Annotated in this window: 17 protein-coding genes; 7 read left to right on the forward strand and 10 right to left on the reverse strand. The window is 37.9% G+C overall.

The features are described from left to right. Positions 1 to 32: 32 nt before the first annotated feature. From clpX to Q2T41_RS12835, 6 genes are all read right to left on the reverse strand, one after another. Positions 33 to 1268 (reverse strand): ATP-dependent Clp protease ATP-binding subunit ClpX, encoded by a 1236-nt coding sequence (gene clpX, locus Q2T41_RS12810; RefSeq protein ID WP_304436405.1) that lies wholly within the window; start codon positions 1266 to 1268, stop codon positions 33 to 35. An 88-nt stretch (positions 1269 to 1356) separates the two neighbouring features. Continuing rightward, positions 1357 to 2037, reverse strand: coding sequence for an ATP-dependent Clp endopeptidase proteolytic subunit ClpP (gene clpP, locus Q2T41_RS12815; RefSeq protein WP_089259387.1), 681 nt, complete (start codon positions 2035 to 2037; stop codon positions 1357 to 1359). Between the two features lie 87 nt (positions 2038 to 2124). After that, positions 2125 to 3447 (reverse strand): trigger factor, encoded by a 1323-nt coding sequence (gene tig, locus Q2T41_RS12820; protein WP_304436406.1) that lies wholly within the window; start codon positions 3445 to 3447, stop codon positions 2125 to 2127. A 100-nt stretch (positions 3448 to 3547) separates the two neighbouring features. Next, positions 3548 to 3895, reverse strand: a complete 348-nt coding sequence (locus tag Q2T41_RS12825; protein ID WP_089259389.1) for a phage holin family protein — start codon at positions 3893 to 3895, stop codon at positions 3548 to 3550. A gap of 64 nt (positions 3896 to 3959) precedes the next feature. After that, positions 3960 to 4736, reverse strand: a complete 777-nt coding sequence (locus Q2T41_RS12830; RefSeq protein ID WP_304436407.1) for an alpha/beta fold hydrolase — start codon at positions 4734 to 4736, stop codon at positions 3960 to 3962. Further along, positions 4733 to 5446, reverse strand: coding sequence for a pyridoxine 5'-phosphate synthase (locus Q2T41_RS12835; RefSeq protein ID WP_089259391.1), 714 nt, complete (start codon positions 5444 to 5446; stop codon positions 4733 to 4735). Before Q2T41_RS12835 ends, Q2T41_RS12830 begins: the two co-directional genes overlap by 4 nt. A 92-nt stretch (positions 5447 to 5538) precedes the next feature. On the opposite strand from Q2T41_RS12835, the gene Q2T41_RS12840 reads away from it, so the two are divergent. From Q2T41_RS12840 to Q2T41_RS12870, 7 genes are all read left to right on the forward strand, one after another. Next, complete coding sequence (locus tag Q2T41_RS12840) at positions 5539 to 6195, forward strand: CBS domain-containing protein (protein WP_304436408.1); 657 nt, start codon at positions 5539 to 5541, stop codon at positions 6193 to 6195. A gap of 1 nt (position 6196) precedes the next feature. Next, positions 6197 to 7078: an NAD kinase gene (locus Q2T41_RS12845; RefSeq protein WP_304436409.1), complete on the forward strand. Its 882-nt coding sequence runs from the start codon at positions 6197 to 6199 to the stop codon at positions 7076 to 7078. 112 nt (positions 7079 to 7190) lie between these two features. After that, positions 7191 to 7877, forward strand: a complete 687-nt coding sequence (gene porG, locus Q2T41_RS12850) for a type IX secretion system protein PorG (protein ID WP_304436410.1) — start codon at positions 7191 to 7193, stop codon at positions 7875 to 7877. Between the two features lie 6 nt (positions 7878 to 7883). Continuing rightward, on the forward strand, positions 7884 to 8624 hold the full coding sequence (uppS, locus tag Q2T41_RS12855) for an undecaprenyl pyrophosphate synthase (protein WP_089259761.1): 741 nt from the start codon (positions 7884 to 7886) through the stop codon (positions 8622 to 8624). A 4-nt stretch (positions 8625 to 8628) separates the two neighbouring features. Beyond that, on the forward strand, positions 8629 to 11247 hold the full coding sequence (locus Q2T41_RS12860) for a BamA/OMP85 family outer membrane protein (RefSeq protein WP_304437446.1): 2619 nt from the start codon (positions 8629 to 8631) through the stop codon (positions 11245 to 11247). 103 nt (positions 11248 to 11350) lie between these two features. Beyond that, positions 11351 to 12184: an OmpH/Skp family outer membrane protein gene (locus Q2T41_RS12865; protein ID WP_304436411.1), complete on the forward strand. Its 834-nt coding sequence runs from the start codon at positions 11351 to 11353 to the stop codon at positions 12182 to 12184. A 53-nt stretch (positions 12185 to 12237) separates the two neighbouring features. Next, positions 12238 to 12747, forward strand: coding sequence for an OmpH/Skp family outer membrane protein (locus Q2T41_RS12870; protein WP_089259397.1), 510 nt, complete (start codon positions 12238 to 12240; stop codon positions 12745 to 12747). A gap of 50 nt (positions 12748 to 12797) precedes the next feature. On the opposite strand, the gene Q2T41_RS12875 is transcribed toward Q2T41_RS12870, so the two are convergent. The 4 genes from Q2T41_RS12875 to gcvP all read right to left on the reverse strand — a co-directional run bounded on the left by Q2T41_RS12875 (position 12798) and on the right by gcvP (position 18264). Further along, positions 12798 to 13652, reverse strand: a complete 855-nt coding sequence (locus Q2T41_RS12875) for a glycosyltransferase family 2 protein (protein WP_304436412.1) — start codon at positions 13650 to 13652, stop codon at positions 12798 to 12800. Between the two features lie 11 nt (positions 13653 to 13663). Beyond that, positions 13664 to 14188, reverse strand: coding sequence for a class I SAM-dependent methyltransferase (locus tag Q2T41_RS12880; protein ID WP_304436413.1), 525 nt, complete (start codon positions 14186 to 14188; stop codon positions 13664 to 13666). Between the two features lies 1 nt (position 14189). After that, complete coding sequence (locus Q2T41_RS12885; protein WP_089259399.1) at positions 14190 to 15248, reverse strand: 3-oxoacyl-ACP synthase III family protein; 1059 nt, start codon at positions 15246 to 15248, stop codon at positions 14190 to 14192. A gap of 163 nt (positions 15249 to 15411) precedes the next feature. After that, positions 15412 to 18264 carry an aminomethyl-transferring glycine dehydrogenase gene (gcvP, locus tag Q2T41_RS12890; protein ID WP_304436414.1) on the reverse strand — a complete coding sequence of 951 codons (2853 nt, stop codon included), beginning with the start codon at positions 18262 to 18264 and terminating at the stop codon, positions 15412 to 15414. Positions 18265 to 18345 lie beyond the last annotated feature (81 nt).

Here is an 18345-nt window from a genome sequence, read left to right on the forward strand (position 1 = left end):
TGTCCTCGCTTTTTTATATAATTTATCTGGGTTTAAGATACCGCTTTTAATTTTTTAACGGTGTCATAGGATAATTTCTCTTCTGCGTAAGGTTTGGTAACCTTAAATTTTTTCTCCTCTGTACTGGGCATTTCAAACATGGCATCCGTGAAAATGGCTTCACATAAAGAACGTAGTCCCCTTGCGCCTAATTTATATTCAATAGCCTTGTCCACAATATAATCCAATGCTTGGTCTGTAATGGTAAACGTTATATCATCCATTGCAAAAAGCTTTTCATATTGCTTTATGATAGCGTTCTTTGGTTCTGTCAAAATTGCTCTCAATGTTTTTTTATCCAAAGGATTCATATGGGTAAGTACCGGTAGTCTACCAATAATTTCAGGAATTAGTCCAAACTCTTTAAGGTCCTTTGGTATAATGTATTGAAGCATATTGGTGGTGTCCAAAAAGTTATCTGCTTTTGAGGCACTATAACCTACTGCTTGCATATTAAGCCTTTTGGTTATGGCACGCTCAATTCCATCAAATGCACCACCGGCAATAAATAGAATATTCTCCGTATTTACTTCAATGAACTTTTGGTCAGGATGCTTTCTACCTCCTTTAGGGGGAACGTTAACTGTTGTTCCTTCCAATAATTTTAATAGACCTTGTTGTACGCCTTCCCCGGAAACATCCCTGGTGATGGAAGGGTTATCGCCTTTACGGGCTATCTTATCAATTTCGTCAATAAAAACAATGCCTCTTTCCGCTTTTTCAAGATTATAATCCGCAGCTTGCAGAAGTCTTGTCAGAATACTTTCTACATCTTCTCCTACATAACCAGCTTCCGTTAATACGGTAGCATCTACAATGGCTAAAGGTACATTAAGCAATTTGGAAATGGTTTTGGCCATTAAAGTCTTACCTGTTCCGGTTTGCCCGACCATGATAATATTACTTTTCTGGATTTCAATATCATCCTTTTTGGATGGGGGTTGTAACAGCCTCTTGTAATGATTGTAAACGGCAACAGACATTACTTTTTTTGTGCGCTCCTGACCTATAATGAACGTATCAAGAAACTCTTTGATTTCTTGTGGTTTTTTCAACACCAGTTCAGAAGAAAGATCATTGCTTTTGGTCTGCTTTGATTCTTCGGCAACTATACCATGTGCCTGCTCAATGCATCGGTCACAAATATGTGCATCCAGACCGGCGATCAATAAATTTGTTTCTGGCTTTTTTCTGCCGCAAAACGAACATTCTAAATTTTCCTTTGCCATTATCTATCTTCTCTTTGCTATACCTTTAAACGAACCAAATTCGCTTTTGGTTTAAAATCAATTACTTATTTCAATACTTTCGTCGGATTTACTCCTTATCCCTTACTAAAATTTCATCGATCATACCATATTTTAAGGCTTCATCTGCCTTCATCCAATAATCACGATCACTATCCTCACGGACTTTTTCAATGTCCTTGCCAGAATGCTCGGAAATAATTTGGTACAATTCATCCTTGAGCTTCAATATTTCCCTTGCGGTAATTTCAATATCACTGGCTTGGCCTTGCGCGCCACCCATTGGCTGGTGTATCATGACCCTAGAATGTTTTAGACCGCTACGTTTTCCCTTTTCGCCTGCACATAAAAGTACGGCGCCCATAGATGCGGCCATACCGGTACAGATAGTGGCTACGTCTGGACTAATGAATTGCATGGTATCATAGATGCCCAAACCTGCATATACACTTCCTCCAGGCGAGTTGATGTAAATCTGAATATCTTTTTTTGCGTCAACACTGGCCAAAAACAGTAGTTGGGCCTGTACAATATTTGCTACTTGGTCATTAATACCGGTTCCAAGGAATATGATGCGGTCCATCATTAAACGTGAATAAACGTCCATTGCAATAACGTTCATTGATCTTTCCTCAATAATGTTGGGCGTCATGTTCGTAGGATACATGCTACTCATTATGGCATCATAATAAGTACTGCTTATCCCTTGGTCCTTTATAGCGAAATTCTTGAATTCTTTTCCGTAATCCATAAATGATATATCTGTTTTTTAGAGTAAAAAAAGGTGCCGAAAATTTCATTTCCGGCACCGTAAAGATACTTAATTTATTGTTTGAATTTATCCGTAAACTTCTTTCACAAAGTTTTCGTAAGTAACCTCTTTAACTTTAAGGTTTGCTTTTTCCTTATATAAATTCAATAATTTTTGACTCATTAATTGTTCAGAGAGTCTTTTGACTTCTTCCTGATTTCCAAGAACACGCGCAGCTATACTGTCCAATTCTTCCTCTTTAGGGTCCAATTGACCAAACTGAGCCATTTGCTGACGTATAAATCCTTTAGAAAACTCCTTTAATTCATCGAATTGGACTTGCAAATCGTAATCACGGATAATTTTACCTTCTATCAATTGGTAACGCAATCCTTTTTCAGATTTTTCATATTCCTCGGTAGCTTGCTCCTCCGTTAACGGCTCTTCACCGGTCATTTGTATCCACTTGGTCAAGAAACCTGTAGGTAGTTCAAATTTGGTATTCTCAATGAAATATTCCGTTACGTCGTTCAATAATTTTTGATCAGCTTGTTGTTCAAATTGTTTTTCTGAATCTTCTTTGATTCGTTCTTTCAATTCTTTTTCTGATTTTACCTTATCTGGACCAAAAAGTTTATCGAACAATTCTTGGTTCAACTCTGCAGCTTCACGTTCGTTGATTTCCGTAATCTTGAAAGTTACTTCAATATCTAGCTTTTCAGCTCTTTGCTTATCAATACCTAATACACTTGCTAAGGTGTGATCTTCCTTGAACAACCCTTTTGTCTTTAAAGTCACCTCATCTCCAACTTTTTTTCCAACCAAAGCATCAACTGCTTTTTTACTTTTAAGCTGATCTACCTCTAGCATAGCAGTAGTATTGATCTCTTCTTCTTCATTGGTTACGGAACCGCTTACCTCATCTTTTTTGCTGACCACATCTTTGCTTACAAGTTTGCCATACTGCTTTTGTATACGCTCAACTTGTTCGTCGATCATTTTTTTGTCGGCAACAATTTTATATTGGGTTATCGCTTTTTTGGTCTTTAAAGGAACTTCAAAGCTGGGTGCAAGTCCTAGTTCAAATTCAAAGGCCAATTCTTCTTGGTCCCAATCAAAATTATCCTGTTGTTTTGGAAGCGGATTACCAAGAACATCCAATTTTTCCTCGGTAAGGTATTTATTAAGGTTGTCTTGCAACAATTTATTCACTTCATCAACCAAAACGGCTTTGCCATATTGTTTTTTAATTAGGCCCATAGGTACTTGGCCTTTTCTAAAACCTGGTATATTGGCCTGCTTTTTATAGTCCTTTAATATGGTATCTACCTTGTCTTGGTAATCATCTTTTGTGATAGCAACTTTAACTACTGCGTTTAAATCGTCTATCTGCTCTTTAGTAATATTCATTCCTTAATATCTATTTGCATGTGTAAAATGGGATGCAAAAATACTACATTTTGTAAACTCAACCAATTTTTTAAAGTATTGAATTTCAAAAGAAAAGCAACTATGCGTTGTCTTCTTTGAGCAGTGTAAAAAAGATAGATTGTAAAAAGGAAAGTAAAAGGCTAAAAATCAAAGCCCACCATATATTACCTACGGCAAAACCGTCTATTAATTTATCTGCCAGTAAAATAATAATTGCGTTTATGATGAGTAGGAACAACCCTAGGGTAAGTATGGTTACGGGCAAGGTCAAAACCACTAGTATAGGTTTAACCAAAATATTCAATAAACTTAAGACGACCGCTACTATAACGGCAGTCATAAAAGTATCTACGGATACATTTGGTAGAACATGGGCTAAAATAAGTACTGCCAAAGCGCTTAAAAGTATTCTTAATATTAATTTCATAATGTTCTTGATTGTATGGGTAAAACTTCTATCCGTAATATAATAAAACTAATGTCAATACCTGTTACTCTTTATTAAAAAACACCAATGACTTGTTTAGGAATTGTGTTGGGTTTTCCGCATGTAGCCAATGACCTGCATTTTCTATGGTGTCTATTGTAGCCATAGGAAAATGCTGTTGAATTATTTCCGTGTCGGTATTGGTTACGTACTCAGACCGATCACCTCTCAAGAAAAGAGTTGGACCGTTGAAACTATCGGTGCTATTGATGTTGTCTCCAATTTCCTCCATTTTTTCACTTAGTACGGCCAAATTAAATTTAAAGCACAATTTTTTAGTATCATCCCTATCCAAGTTTTTTAGTAGGAATTGCCTAATACCTGGATTGGAAATATGTTTTTTTAATTGGTCATCTGCATCTCTTCTGGATTTTAAATTTGTGGTGTCTATGGCATTTAATGCATTAATAATATCTTGATGATGTGGCGGGTAAAATTTTGGCGCAATATCTGCCACTATTAATTTTTCCATGCGTTCTGGGTGAGAGCATGCAAATTGCATAGCTGTTTTACCACCCATGGAGTGACCAATTATATTGGTTTTATCAATGTTGTGGTGGTTGAGGTAATTTAGTAGGTCGTTAGATAGGATATCATAGTTGAAATCTGGTGAATGAAAACTTTTGCCATGGTTCCGCTGGTCTATTAAATGAACATGGAATCCATTTTCCGCAAAAGAATTTCCCAGTGTTTTCCAATTGTCAAGCATTCCTAAAAATCCATGAAGGATACATAACGGACTGCCTTCACCTAAAATCACCGAGTTTAAAAGTTGTGTCATTTAAGTCTATGTAAATACATGTTAACTACATTTTCCAATCCAAGATATAACGCTTCGCAAATAAGGGCATGTCCTATGGAAACTTCTTTAAGGTTTGGAATATTTTTGGCAAAATATTCAATATTGTCAAGGCTTAGGTCATGGCCCGCGTTAATTTCAACTCCCAATTCATTGGCTCGTTTAGCGGCAATGATAAAGGGTTCAATTGCTTTCTCCTTATTTTTTACAAATAAATCAGCATAACTTTCGGTGTAAAGCTCAATACGGTCCGTACCTGTAATTTTAGCTCCTTCAACCATTTTTGGGTCCGGGTCAACAAAGATAGATGTACGTATACCTGCCTTTTTAAAAGTACTGATGACGTCCGTTAAAAAATCTTTATACTTTATAGTGTTCCAACCTGCATTTGAGGTTATTGCGTCCACAGAGTCTGGTACCAAGGTTACCTGTTCTGGCTTTATGTCCAGCACAAGGTCAATAAATTTTGTGATAGGGTTGCCTTCTATATTGAATTCTGTTGTGACCAATTGTTTTAAGTCCCTTGCGTCCTGATACTTGATGTGGCGTTCATCCGGTCTTGGATGTATGGTAATGCCTTGGGCACCAAAATCCTCCAAGTCTCTTGCAACCTTTAGTAAATCAGGAACATTGCCTCCCCGTGCATTCCTGAGCGTTGCTATCTTGTTCACATTAACGCTAAGTTTTGTCATTATATCGTATTTAACTTTTAGGAGCCTCAAAAATACGAATAAGGCACGCCTTTTGATATTATTAATTGTTATTTTGCGTTATATATAAGCCTATGCATATTCAAGAACATATTATTACCAACATTCCCGTATTCGAGATAAAGGACACTTTTGAAAAGGTGCTGGAGTTTTTTCAGGACACTACCTATTCACATGTTGCTATTGTAGAAGACGGTAGGTTTTTAGGTGTATTTTCTGAAAACGATACTGCGGCATTGCTCCCTAGTACAAAAATAGAACAGTTCAGGTATGAATTGGAAGGGTTTTTTGTACGTAGGGACACCAATTGGTTAGACGTGTTGGAAAGTTTTGCAAGAAATGAAGCTAACCTTTTACCTATTTTAAGCGAGAAGGAAGAAGTGTTGGGATATTATGATCTAAGCGATATAGTTACCGTTTTTATTGATACCCCATTTTTTACAGACCCGGGTAGTATATTAGTGGTGGCAACAGGGATCAATGATTATTCGTTTAGTGAGATAGCGCAAATCGTAGAAAGTAACAATGCCAAGTTGATCGGCGGTTTTATAACCGATACCCAGAACGATGTTATTCAGGTAACGTTAAAGATTACTACCAATAACTACAACAAAGTAGTACAAACATTTAGAAGATATAATTACCATATATTATTTGGAAATAGTGACGACCAGTTTTTGGAAGATCTTAAAGATCGATCGGACTATTTGGATAAATATTTAAATGTCTAGTATGAAAGTAGCCATTTATGGTCAAACCTATCAAGATAATGCAATAGAATATCTAATTGAATTATTGGATGAACTAGAGCAAGTAGGTGCCGTTGTCGCTATAGAAGAAGACTTTTATGAATTATATAAAGATCGTGGGGCCTCAAAAGGGTATTCCACTTTTACCATAGATCATGGCCTAGACGCAACTTTTGATATGTTCGTAAGTTTTGGTGGTGATGGTACCATCCTTAGGGCTACGACATTTGTTCGTGATTTAGGCATTCCTATAGTAGGTGTAAATACAGGGAGGTTGGGATTTTTATCCACCTTTAAGAAGGAAGATGTCAGGAAAGTGGTCCAAGAGTTTAAGCAAGGTGCCTATACCGTTGTAGAACGTAGTTTGGTGCAATTGAATACCCAAAAATTGGATCAGGAATTTGGAAACCTTAATTTTGCGCTCAACGAAATTACAGTTAGTAGAAAAGATACTACCTCTATGATTACCGTAGAGACTTTTTTAAATAATGAATATCTAACATCTTATTGGGCAGATGGACTAATTATCTCGACTCCAACAGGTTCAACAGGGTACTCATTAAGTTGTGGCGGGCCGGTCATAGTGCCTACTGCAAAATCCTTGGTGCTCACCCCAATTGCACCGCATAACCTAAATGCCAGACCATTGGTGATTTCAGATGATACGGTTATACGACTTAAGGTTTCTGGCAGGGAGGAAAACCATTTGGTGTCTTTGGATTCCAGAATTGCCTCTTTGGAGAACGGTGAGGAAATCACTATTACCAAGGCTTCCTTTACAATTAAAATGATAGAATATACTTCAGAAAGTTTTTTGAAAACACTTAGGAACAAGTTGCTTTGGGGTGAGGATAGAAGAAATTGAACTTGGTTTAAAACAATAAATGACCTCAAACGCTGTTTATCCATTGAGAACAATTTTTTGTTCAGGAATCTAGGTAAAACAGGTTCCGGGCATCAACTGCAAATATTATTTTATGCGTTATATAGCGTTATTAATGCTACTATTTTCAATGAGTGGCCTGCATTCCCAAACTTATGAAGTGGGTGTTTTTGCTGGTGGCGCAAATACGATTGGAGATGTTGGAAGAACCAACTATATATTGCCATCCGATATTGCCCTTGGAGGGGTTTTTAAATGGAACAAAAGTAAACGTTATGCATGGCGGGCCAGTTTAATGTACGGCCAGTTCACCGCAGACGATAACAAATCTAGTTCTACGGCCAGACAACAACGTGGCTATGTAGTGGACAACCATATTTTGGAGGGTTCCGTTGGTTTGGAATTCAATTTTGTAGATTACAACCTTCATAAATTGGGTCCGGCATTTACTCCCTATCTATACACAGGGGTAACCTATTTCAGGTATGACTATGAGTATTTTAATGGAGGTGTTTTACAGGAAATTAACCAAAAAGATGGTAGTTTTGCCGTGCCAGTTACGGCGGGTATTAAGTATCGTATCAATCAGTTTCTTATTTTTGGGGCAGAAATAGGTGCTAGGTATACCTTTACGGACAACTTGGATGCCAGTAATCCACAAGGTTCCAATTATGAGGAATTTCAATTTGGAAACATTTTTAGTGATGACTGGTATGTTTTTTCTGGATTGACATTGACCTATACTTTTGGCAGAAAGCCTTGTATGGATTGTTTTGAGTAAATGAACATGAGCAATATAAACGAGATTGATAAATTAAACGTTCCTAAACATTTGGCCATAATCATGGATGGTAATGGCAGGTGGGCCAAGGAGCGTGGAAAGCTCAGGGTTTTTGGTCATGAACATGGCGTAAAGACCGTAAGGATAGTTGTCGAGGAATGCGCCCAATTGGGTATAGATTTTTTAACCCTATATACTTTTTCAACAGAGAATTGGAATCGACCAAAGGTTGAAGTGCAGACACTTATGCGCTTATTGGTGTCATCCTTAAAGAAAGAACTTAAGTCTTTTAACAAAAATAATATCCGTTTAAATACAATTGGGAATATAGAGGCCCTGCCGGTAAAAGCCTATAAGGAATTGATCGAAGTAATGGATCAAACTAAGCAAAATACAGGCATGACCCTTACCTTGGCACTTAGCTATGGTGCTCGGGAAGAGCTACAGTCTGCGGTTAAAGCCATCAGTACCAAAGTTAAAAATAATATAATTTCAATTGAAAATATTGACGAAACCATTATAAATAACCATCTTTACACGCACAATTTACCAGACGTAGACTTGCTTATCCGTACTAGTGGAGAACATCGGATCAGCAATTTTTTATTATGGCAAATTGCATATGCCGAGTTATACTTTATTGATGTATTTTGGCCAGATTTTAGAGAACACCATTTGGTGGAGGCTATTAAAAATTACCAGAACAGAGAACGAAGATTTGGAAAAACTAGCGAACAACTCACTTAAAGATATGACCAGGTTCATATCCTTGAACCACATTTTATCCACCCTTTTATTTTTAATTTCCTTAACTACCTTAGCCCAGGAGACTTCTTATGAAGACGGCAAAAGTTATATACTAGGGGGATTGGAAGTTACCGGGCTGGAAAGTTATAACGAGCAGACGGTAAAGACTTATACCGGACTTAGGGTAGGGCAACCCATTACCTTGCCCGGGGAACAGATTAGTGAGGTCATTAAAAAATTATGGGGACTGGAGCTGTTCAGTGAAATTGAGTTTTATATTACAAATATAGAGGACAACAATGTTTTTTTGGAGCTTAATATCATTGAGCGCCCTACACTTACCAATGTTACGTTTTATGGGGTCAAAAAAGGGAAGGTAGAAGGGTTGATCAAGGATACCGATCTTAAGAAAGGTAAAAAGATAACGGAAAGTCTTATTTCCAATTCCAAAAACTATATCACCAATAAATATAAAAAACAAGGGTATTTAAATGCGCAGGTTAATATAGCGACAGCCAAGGATACTTCTGAGACCAACGCCCAGAGCATGGTTGTTAACGTAAAAAAGGGGGATAAGGTTAAAATACGGGAAATTGTATTTGAAGGTAACGATGAGCTAAAGGATAAAAAATTACGAAAGGCTTTAAAAAATACCAAAGAGAAAAAATTTGGTCGGTTTTGGAAAAAATCAAAATACATTCAAGAAGACTATAAGGAAGATTTGGGATTATTGGTCGATAAATTTGCCGAAAACGGTTTCCGTGATGCCAGGGTAATATCGGATAGTGTGGTCAAGATAGATGAAAATAACATTGACTTGCATATAAAGGTTGAAGAAGGGGATAAGTACTATTTTGGTGATATTGATTTTGTTGGGAATACCGTTTATACCGATCGCCAATTAAATCAGGTTTTAGGAATTAAAAAGGGTGATACCTATAATGGGGTATTACTTAGGGAGCGTATAGCGGACAATTCCAAACCAGATCCATCAGATGTTACCAGTTTGTATCAAAATAACGGTTATCTTTTTTCTACTATCAATCCGGTAGAAATTTCAGCGGCCAATGATACCATTGATTTTGAAATTAGGATTATAGAAGGTAAGGAGACGTTTCTTAACCACGTAACGGTAAGCGGTAACGATAAGACCAACGACCATGTTATATATAGGGAATTGCGTACCCGTCCAGGACAAAAATATAATAAGTCGGACATTATTAGAAGTATCAGGGAGCTGGGTCAACTTGGATTTTTTGATGCAGAACAAATTACACCAGATGTATTGAACGCCAACCCTAATGACGGTACCGTAGACCTTGCTTGGAGCTTGGTAGAGTCTGGGTCCAGTCAGATAGAACTGCAAGGTGGTTATGGCGGCGGTGGCTTTATAGGTACATTGGGACTATCTTTTAGTAATTTCTCTATCCAAAATTTGTTTAAGGGAGAAAAGTATAAACCTGTACCAATGGGTGATGGGCAAACGTTTGCCCTAAGATTACAGGCAAGTAGAACGTTTAGGGTCTATAGTCTTAATTTTTCTGAGCCTTGGTTGGGAGGTAAAAAACCAGTACGTTTTAATTTAAGTGTGTCCAGAACGCAACAATTTGCTGCATCTTATGGCGGTACCAATGGTATTACAGTGAATAAAGATCAGCAATTTTCCATTACAGGGGTTACGGCCGGTTTGGCAAAACGTGTTCAATGGCCAGATGATTTCTTTACTATTTCCCATTCTTTGGGATACCAGCTTTATGATTTTAGAAATTATAATATAGGCCTCTTCAATTTTGGTAATGGTAAAGCAAATTCCTTGGCATATACATTCGGAATTTCTAGAAATTCACAAGGACCTAGCCGTATTTTTCCGACCTCAGGATCTACATTTGAGCTAACAGGTAAATTTACCCCTCCCTATTCATTGTTCAGTGATAAGGATTTTAAAGCGCTAAAGGAACGCTCTGAAGAGTTAACCGAATTGAAGGCGGAAAGAAGAAGCCTTGGGCAGACGTTAACTGCTAGTGAAGTCAAAGAATTGGAAAATTCCGATCAAGAACGTTTTAGGCTTTTGGAATATTATAAGATAAAGTTTAAGGGAGATTGGTACACGACCTTGGTAGATAAGTTGGTTCTAAGATCAAATGCCGAGTTCGGATTTTTAGGAAGTTACAACAGCGATATTGGCGATGTTCCTTTTGAGCGTTTCTTTGTTGGTGGTGATGGTCTAGGTAACTTTACTTTAGATGGTAGGGACGTAGTACAACTAAGAGGATATGATAACCAAGCCCTAACCCCGGTAGATCCAATTACGGGTGAGCAGGATGGAGGTTTGATCTACAATAAATTTTCATTGGAATTACGTTATCCATTAACTTTAAAACCATCGGCGTCTATCTACGGACTTGCATTTTTAGAGGGAGGTAACTCTTTCAACAATTTTCAGGAGTTTAATCCGTTTCAATTAAAACGATCGGCCGGCGTGGGGCTGCGGATCTTTATGCCGGCATTTGGTTTGCTGGGTATAGATTTTGGTTACGGATTTGATGAGGATCTTAGGCCACAATCGGCAGGACAAGGGCCTAGCGGTTGGCAAACTCACTTCATAATTGGTCAACAGTTTTAATTTTTACGACAATATTAAATATCTTGCGCAGGCTAATCCTTTCATTTTAAAAGATTTAGTAGTTTTGGCACGATATTTTCTATAAGATTAAACGATATCAATGATGAGTACAAGAACAAACATCTTTTTTCTGGTAACGGTCATGTTCATGACCACAGTAGGATTGGCACAACGTGGCGTTAGGATAGCCTATGTGGATATGGAATATATCCTTGAAAACGTAGAGGAATACCGTGATGCTACAGAGCAGTTAGAGACTAAGGTACAACGCTGGAAGGTAGATGTTGAACAGAAGCAAAGCGTTGTTGAGCAAATGAAAAAAGATTTAATGGCGGAGAAGGTATTGCTAACTCCTGAGTTGATCGCTGAACGAGAGGAAGAGATTCAGATTTTGGAAAGGGAAATGATCGAGTACCAACAAGATCGTTTTGGGCCGCAAGGAGATTTGGTTTTACAAAAACGTAGGTTAATACAACCTATACAGGACCAAGTGTTCAATGAGGTACAAAAAATTGGGGCAAATAAAAAGTATGATTTTATTTTTGATAAATCTGCGGATGTCGTAATGTTGTATTCTGAAAAAAGACATGATATTAGCGATATTGTCTTGAGGGGAATAGCACGGACCAGAAAAGTAAGTGCTCCCGCCAAAAAAGCGAACGATCGGTTAGACGCTTTTGAAGATGAGGATGTAGTAGGGGAAGAAGAAATTAGCGAAGCGTTGCAAGAACGTTTGGACAAAGCTAACGAGGCTGCTGAGGTAAGGGAAAAGACTGCGGCAGATACAAGGGCAGAGCAGTTGAAATTACGTGAGGAGCGTAAGAAAGCATATGAGGAGCGAAGAAAAAAATTACTGGAAGAGCGTGAAGCTAAAAAACAGGAAAAACTGAAAGAAAGAAATAGAGATACCGAAAAAGATGATAACGGTACTATTTAAATAGGTTTATTAACCATAAAATTAACACTCAAATTAGATTTAAATTAGAACTCATGAAACAAGTAAAACAAATAGTAGTAGCCTTATTGTTGTTCGTAGCAACGACAAGTTTCGTAAATGCACAAAGTAAAGTTGCGCATATTGATGTTACTCAATTATTATCGGCAATGCCAGAAATGAAAGCTGCCGAAGCAGAATTAAAAAAATTACAGGAAACCTATAATGCAGATATTCAAGCCTCAATGACAGAATTGCGTAATAAATTTACACAATACCAAAATGAAGCGGCCTCTAAGTCAAAAGAGGAAAATGACAAGAGAGCTATAGAATTGCAAGGTTTTGAAAAAAATATTGGTGAAGCCCAACAAGCTGCACAACAGGAATTTCAAAAGAAACAAGCAGAATTGTTCGCTCCTATTTCAGAAAAGGCAAAAGCGGCAATAGAGCAAGTAGCGGCTGCCCAAGGTTTTGATTATGTAATCGATGCGCAAGCCGGTGGTGGTTTGATCGTGGCAAAAGGGAAAGATCTTCTTCCAGATGTTAAAAAACAATTAGGTTTCTAAATAGAAACCATGATAATAAGGAAAAAGCCATCTAAATTAGATGGCTTTTTTTATACTCCTATTTTTCTTTTGATATTTGTCCAGCGTAAGTTTCTGATAAACTTACCTTCTTCTTCTGTGACCATATAATTATTGTTGTTTCTACTGGCATTTATGTAGCCGGCCATATTATTCCAGAATGATTTAATGGAATTGTTTTTTATGGCCATTTTCAAAGAAGCAATAGTTGTGATTATAAATCCATAACGCATGCTGTACATTGCTTTTCCCTGTAACCTTTTGGCTCTGGCGTTATATGCCTTTCCTGTAGGTCTTAAATGCTTTACCTTAAGTTCATCATCGGTATGCATTTTAAAGCCGTTATATTGCGCTAATAATTCGTCTACGGTATCCCAGCCCATGGCATTTTTTAAGCCTCCTATTGCCTTGAAACACTCTTTGGAATATGCTTTTATGGCACCTCTAACGTGGTCTTTGTTCATAGGATGGTTAAGTACCCATTCTCCAGAACCTTGCTTTTCGTAAATAAAGCCACCGCATATTCCTATTTGGGAGTCGTTTTTAAAATGATTGCTGATGTTTTCAAAATAATTTGTGGGTAAAATGATATCCGCATCCAATTTAACGATGAACTCATAAGCGTCATCCAAAATGGCCAGACCTTTTTTAAACGCATTGATCACTTTACTTCCGGGCATATGCTCCGAAGAAGAAACAATATTCAATTTATAGAAAAATGAATGCTCTTGTACAAAACGATCAATTACAGTTTCCGAATTATCTGTAGAATTGTCATTGACCAGTATAACTTTTTTAGGAGATAATGTTTGGAGGGCTACAGCGGTCAGCGTCTGCTCTAAATAGGCATCTTCATTGTGAATGGGTATTACGATATAGTAGTCCATTTGAAAAAAATCTAGTGTTTACGGGTAGCGTAAACAATATAATATCTGGGGGTAAAATACCGCAGTAATGGCCTTATTCCAAGTTTTTTAACCGGATTGGTCCATTTTTGGGAATCTTGAATTTCCCATCCAGCTTTTTCTAACAACCAATCAAACTGCCAATCTTCAAATTCATGGTAGTGCCTGTCCCATTTATCCGTTTTGCTTCTATAAGCGGGCGCAAACCATAGCTTTAATGGAATACTGGCAACAAGTTTATTTGCTTTTATGTGAGATAATACCGGTAATGGTGATAATAGGTGTTCAAAAATTTCAAAAGCGGTAATTACATTAACTTCAGGGTTGAGTACAGCGGAGTAGTCAACATCCAAATCCTCACCTTTAGTATTATTCACGGTATAGCCATTATCTTGCATAATTTGTGAAAACGGATTTACCACGCCTAAATCCAATATTGTTTCACTTGTGTCAATGTGTTTTTGTAAAAATTGCAGCGTATGTCTAAATCGTTTATTGGGAAAGCTTTTTTCGTACATTTTAAATTCTGTATACCATTGCATTGACGTTCATGCCTGCGCCAACACTTGCAAAGATAACAACATCTCCTTTGGTAATACCGTGATTTTCCAATTTACCGTTTTTAACCATATCAAATAATGTAGGTATGGTGGCTACGGAACTGTTTCCGAGCTTTGATATGCTCATGGGCATAATATCTTCCGGCATTTGCTTACCGTATATTTTATAAAAACGTTTTAAGATGGCTTCGTCCATTTTTTCGTTTGCTTGATGAATGAATACTTTTTTTACCTCATCTATTGATATATTGCTTTTATCCAAGCATTCTGCCATGGCTTTAGGAACATGGGTCACGGCAAATTCATAAATTTTTCTACCGTACATTTTTATATAGTTGGCAGAATCATTGATTTCTTTGTTATATGTAGTGCCAAAAAATAAATAGTTGGCCTCATCAATGGCAAAAGTGGCAGATTCATGAGCCAATATTTCTCCACTGTTTTCTTTTCTTTCTATAATGGCCGCACCTGCACCATCTGAATAGATCATACTATCACGATCATAATCATCAACTACCCTTGATAAGGTTTCTGCGCCGATTACCAAACACTTATTGGCTATTCCACTTTTAATAAACGCATTTGCTTGAATCATCCCTTCTAACCAGCCTGGGCAACCAAACAAAAGGTCATAGGCAACACATTTTGGATTATTGATTTCCAACTGATGCTTTACCCGTGTAGCCAAACTTGGTAATGTATCGCCTTGTTTCTGACCATATGCAATGTCGCCAAAATTGTGGGCCACAATTATGTAATCTAGGGTTTCCTTATCAATTTGGGCGTCTTCAATAGCCTTTTCTGCCGCAAAATAGGCAAGATTAGAAGCAGTATATTTTTTATCCGCATACTTTCTTTCCTCAATCCCTGTTATGGCCTTAAATTTTTCAATAATGACCGTATTTTCATGATTAAACGTTGTACCGTCCAAATTTAAAAATTGGTGATCGCTGAAATCTGAATTTTTAATGGTTTGGGATGGTATATAACTACCTGTACCGGTTATTGCTATGCTCATTGTGCTCTATTGGTTTATTAAGAAATTTAATCATCTGGATTTAATTATTTTATGCATGCATAATAAATATTACGATGTCCATTTGCCAATTTTCTAGTATACATACAAGAAAAAAGCCTCTTCAATTTTTTGAAAAGGCTTTGTAAAGTACTGAAAACATTACTTATTCTATATCTGCATAGGCCTCGATCGGGGCGCAAGTACAGATTAAATTACGATCTCCATAGGCATCATCAACTCTTCTAACTGCTGGCCAAAATTTATTTTCCTTTATATATGGCAAAGGAAAAGCGGCTTTTTGTCGTGAGTATGGAAAAGGCCATTCATCCCCAGTGGTCATATCTAAAGTATGCGGGGCGTTCTTTAGCACATTGTCAGGTTGCTCTTGGGAACTTTCGTCAATCTCTGCCCTTATCAATATCATGGCATCGCAAAATCTATCCAGTTCTTCAAGATTTTCACTTTCGGTAGGCTCTATCATTACGGTACCGGCAACGGGGAAAGAAACTGTTGGAGCGTGGAAGCCATAATCCATTAGTCTTTTGGCAATATCGGTAACTTCTATGCCGTTTTGTTTAAAGGGTCTGCAATCAATGATCATTTCATGGGCGGCCCTGCCTTTTTCCCCGGTATATAGCACATCGAACTTTCCACTTAGACGTTGTTTGATATAGTTTGCGTTTAAGATAGCAATCTTTGTAGAATGTGTCAACCCTTCTTCGCCCAGCATTTTAATATAGGCATATGATATTAGGCAAGCCAGAGAACTGCCCCAAGGTGCAGCAGATATGGCAGTAATGGCATTTTCGCCACCGGTGGCTATTACGGGATTTCCTGGTAAGAACGGTACCAATTGTGGGGCAACGCATATTGGACCTACTCCTGGACCACCTCCACCGTGTGGTATGGCAAAGGTTTTGTGTAAATTTAAGTGACATACATCTGCACCGATCATACCCGGATTGGTCAATCCTACCTGTGCATTCATATTGGCACCGTCCATATAAACTTGACCTCCATAATCATGTATTAATTTGGTAATTTGCTTTATGGAGGATTCAAAAACACCATGGGTAGATGGATAAGTTACCATCAATGCGGCCAATTTGTCTGAATGTAGCTTGGCTTTTTCTTCTAGGTCCGCCACATCAATATTCCCTTTTTCATCGGTTTTGGTGACAATTACCTTCATTCCTGCCATGACCGCAGAAGCAGGATTAGTTCCATGGGCAGAGGAGGGTATAAGACAAATGTTTCGATCGGAGTCTCCTCTAGATTCATGATATGCCCTTATGGCCATTAAACCTGCATACTCTCCCTGAGCTCCGGAATTGGGTTGTAGGGAAGTGTCCGCAAACCCTGTTATTATAGAGAGGTCCTTTGCTAATTCCTTCAATACAATTTGGTATCCTTCAGCTTGTTCAACAGGTACAAACGGATGAATATTTCCCCAATGCGTCATGCTTAACGGTAGCATTTCCGTGGCTGCGTTCAACTTCATGGTGCAGCTTCCCAAAGAAATCATACTATGATTCAAAGCAAGGTCCTTACGTTCCAATTTCTTTATGTAGCGCATTAATTCCGTTTCTGAATGGTACGAATTAAAAACCTTATTTTCCATGAAACTACTGGTACGCTGTAAATGATTGGGAATATTGGTTTCCGTTTTCAATTGTATAACCTCAATTTTATTTTTTCCCAATGCTTCCGAGAAAATGGAAAGAATTTGATTAATATCCTTTATGGAAGTTGCCTCATTTACAGCTATTGAAATGGTTTCGTTGTCCACATATAAGAAATTGACCTCATGTTTCTCAGCAATGGGACGCACTAAATTGGAGTTGATCTTTACGGTTATGGTATCAAAAAACGCCGTGTTCATTTGATAGAGGCCTAACCTTTCCAAGGCGTCTGTCAAGGTTACTGCTGTGGCATGTACTTTATTCGCAATATACTTTAATCCTTTAGGACCATGATATACCCCGTACATACCAGCCATTACGGCCAAAAGTACTTGTGCGGTACATATATTGGATGTAGCCTTGTCTCTCTTAATATGCTGTTCCCTTGTTTGTAGGGCCATGCGCAGTGCAGGTTTGCCATCCGTGTCCTTGGTAACTCCAATAATACGTCCTGGTATACTTCTCTTATAGGCTTCCTTGGTTGCAAAATAGGCTGCATGTGGACCTCCATACCCTAATGGAATACCAAACCGTTGGGTAGTGCCGACAACAACATCTACGCCAAATTCACCCGGAGGAGTAAGCGCTACTAGGCTCAGAATATCTGCAGCCACGGCTACCTTAATATCATTGGCTTTGGCCTTGGAAACAAAATCCGAATAATCATAGACCTGACCATATTTGCCGGGATATTGCAATAAGGCACCATAATAGTCACTATCAAAACTGAACTCCTCATGATTACCGACCACCAATTCAATTCCTAAAGGTGTAGAACGCGTTTTTAATAAAGAAAGGGTCTGGGGCAAGATTTCTTCAGAAACAAAGAATTTTAGGACTTCGTTCTTTTTTTGTTCCCTACTACGTACATCATATAGCATGGTCATTGCTTCCGCGGCAGCAGTACTTTCATCCAAAAGTGATGCGTTTGCCAGTTCCATCCCCGTTAAATCCGTAACAATGGTTTGGAAATTTAACAATGCTTCTAATCTGCCTTGGGCAATCTCTGCCTGATAAGGGGTATATGCCGTATACCAACCTGGGTTTTCAAGAATATTTCTTTTGATGACGGACGGTGTAAGACTTTCATGGTAGCCCAAACCAATATAGGTGCGAAAAACCTTGTTCTTTTTGGATAAGGCCTCTATATGCGCCAAATATCTATGCTCGCTTAACGGTTCATCTAAAATTAAGGGTTTTTTAAGACTGATATCCTCGGGTATCGTTTCATAAATTAGCTGTTCCAAATTATCGACACCTACGGTGTCAAGCATGTGTTTTAAATTTTCTTCCCTTATGCCGATATGGCGCAGTGCAAACACGTCAGTCTTCATAGATAGTTTTGTTATATATGATACAAAATTACCAAATAAATATGGGTAATTTGACTGCTATGGAGTGCTATACAAGTAAAG

This window comes from Maribacter confluentis (genome assembly GCF_030505015.1).
Taxonomy (GTDB): domain Bacteria; phylum Bacteroidota; class Bacteroidia; order Flavobacteriales; family Flavobacteriaceae; genus Maribacter; species Maribacter sedimenticola.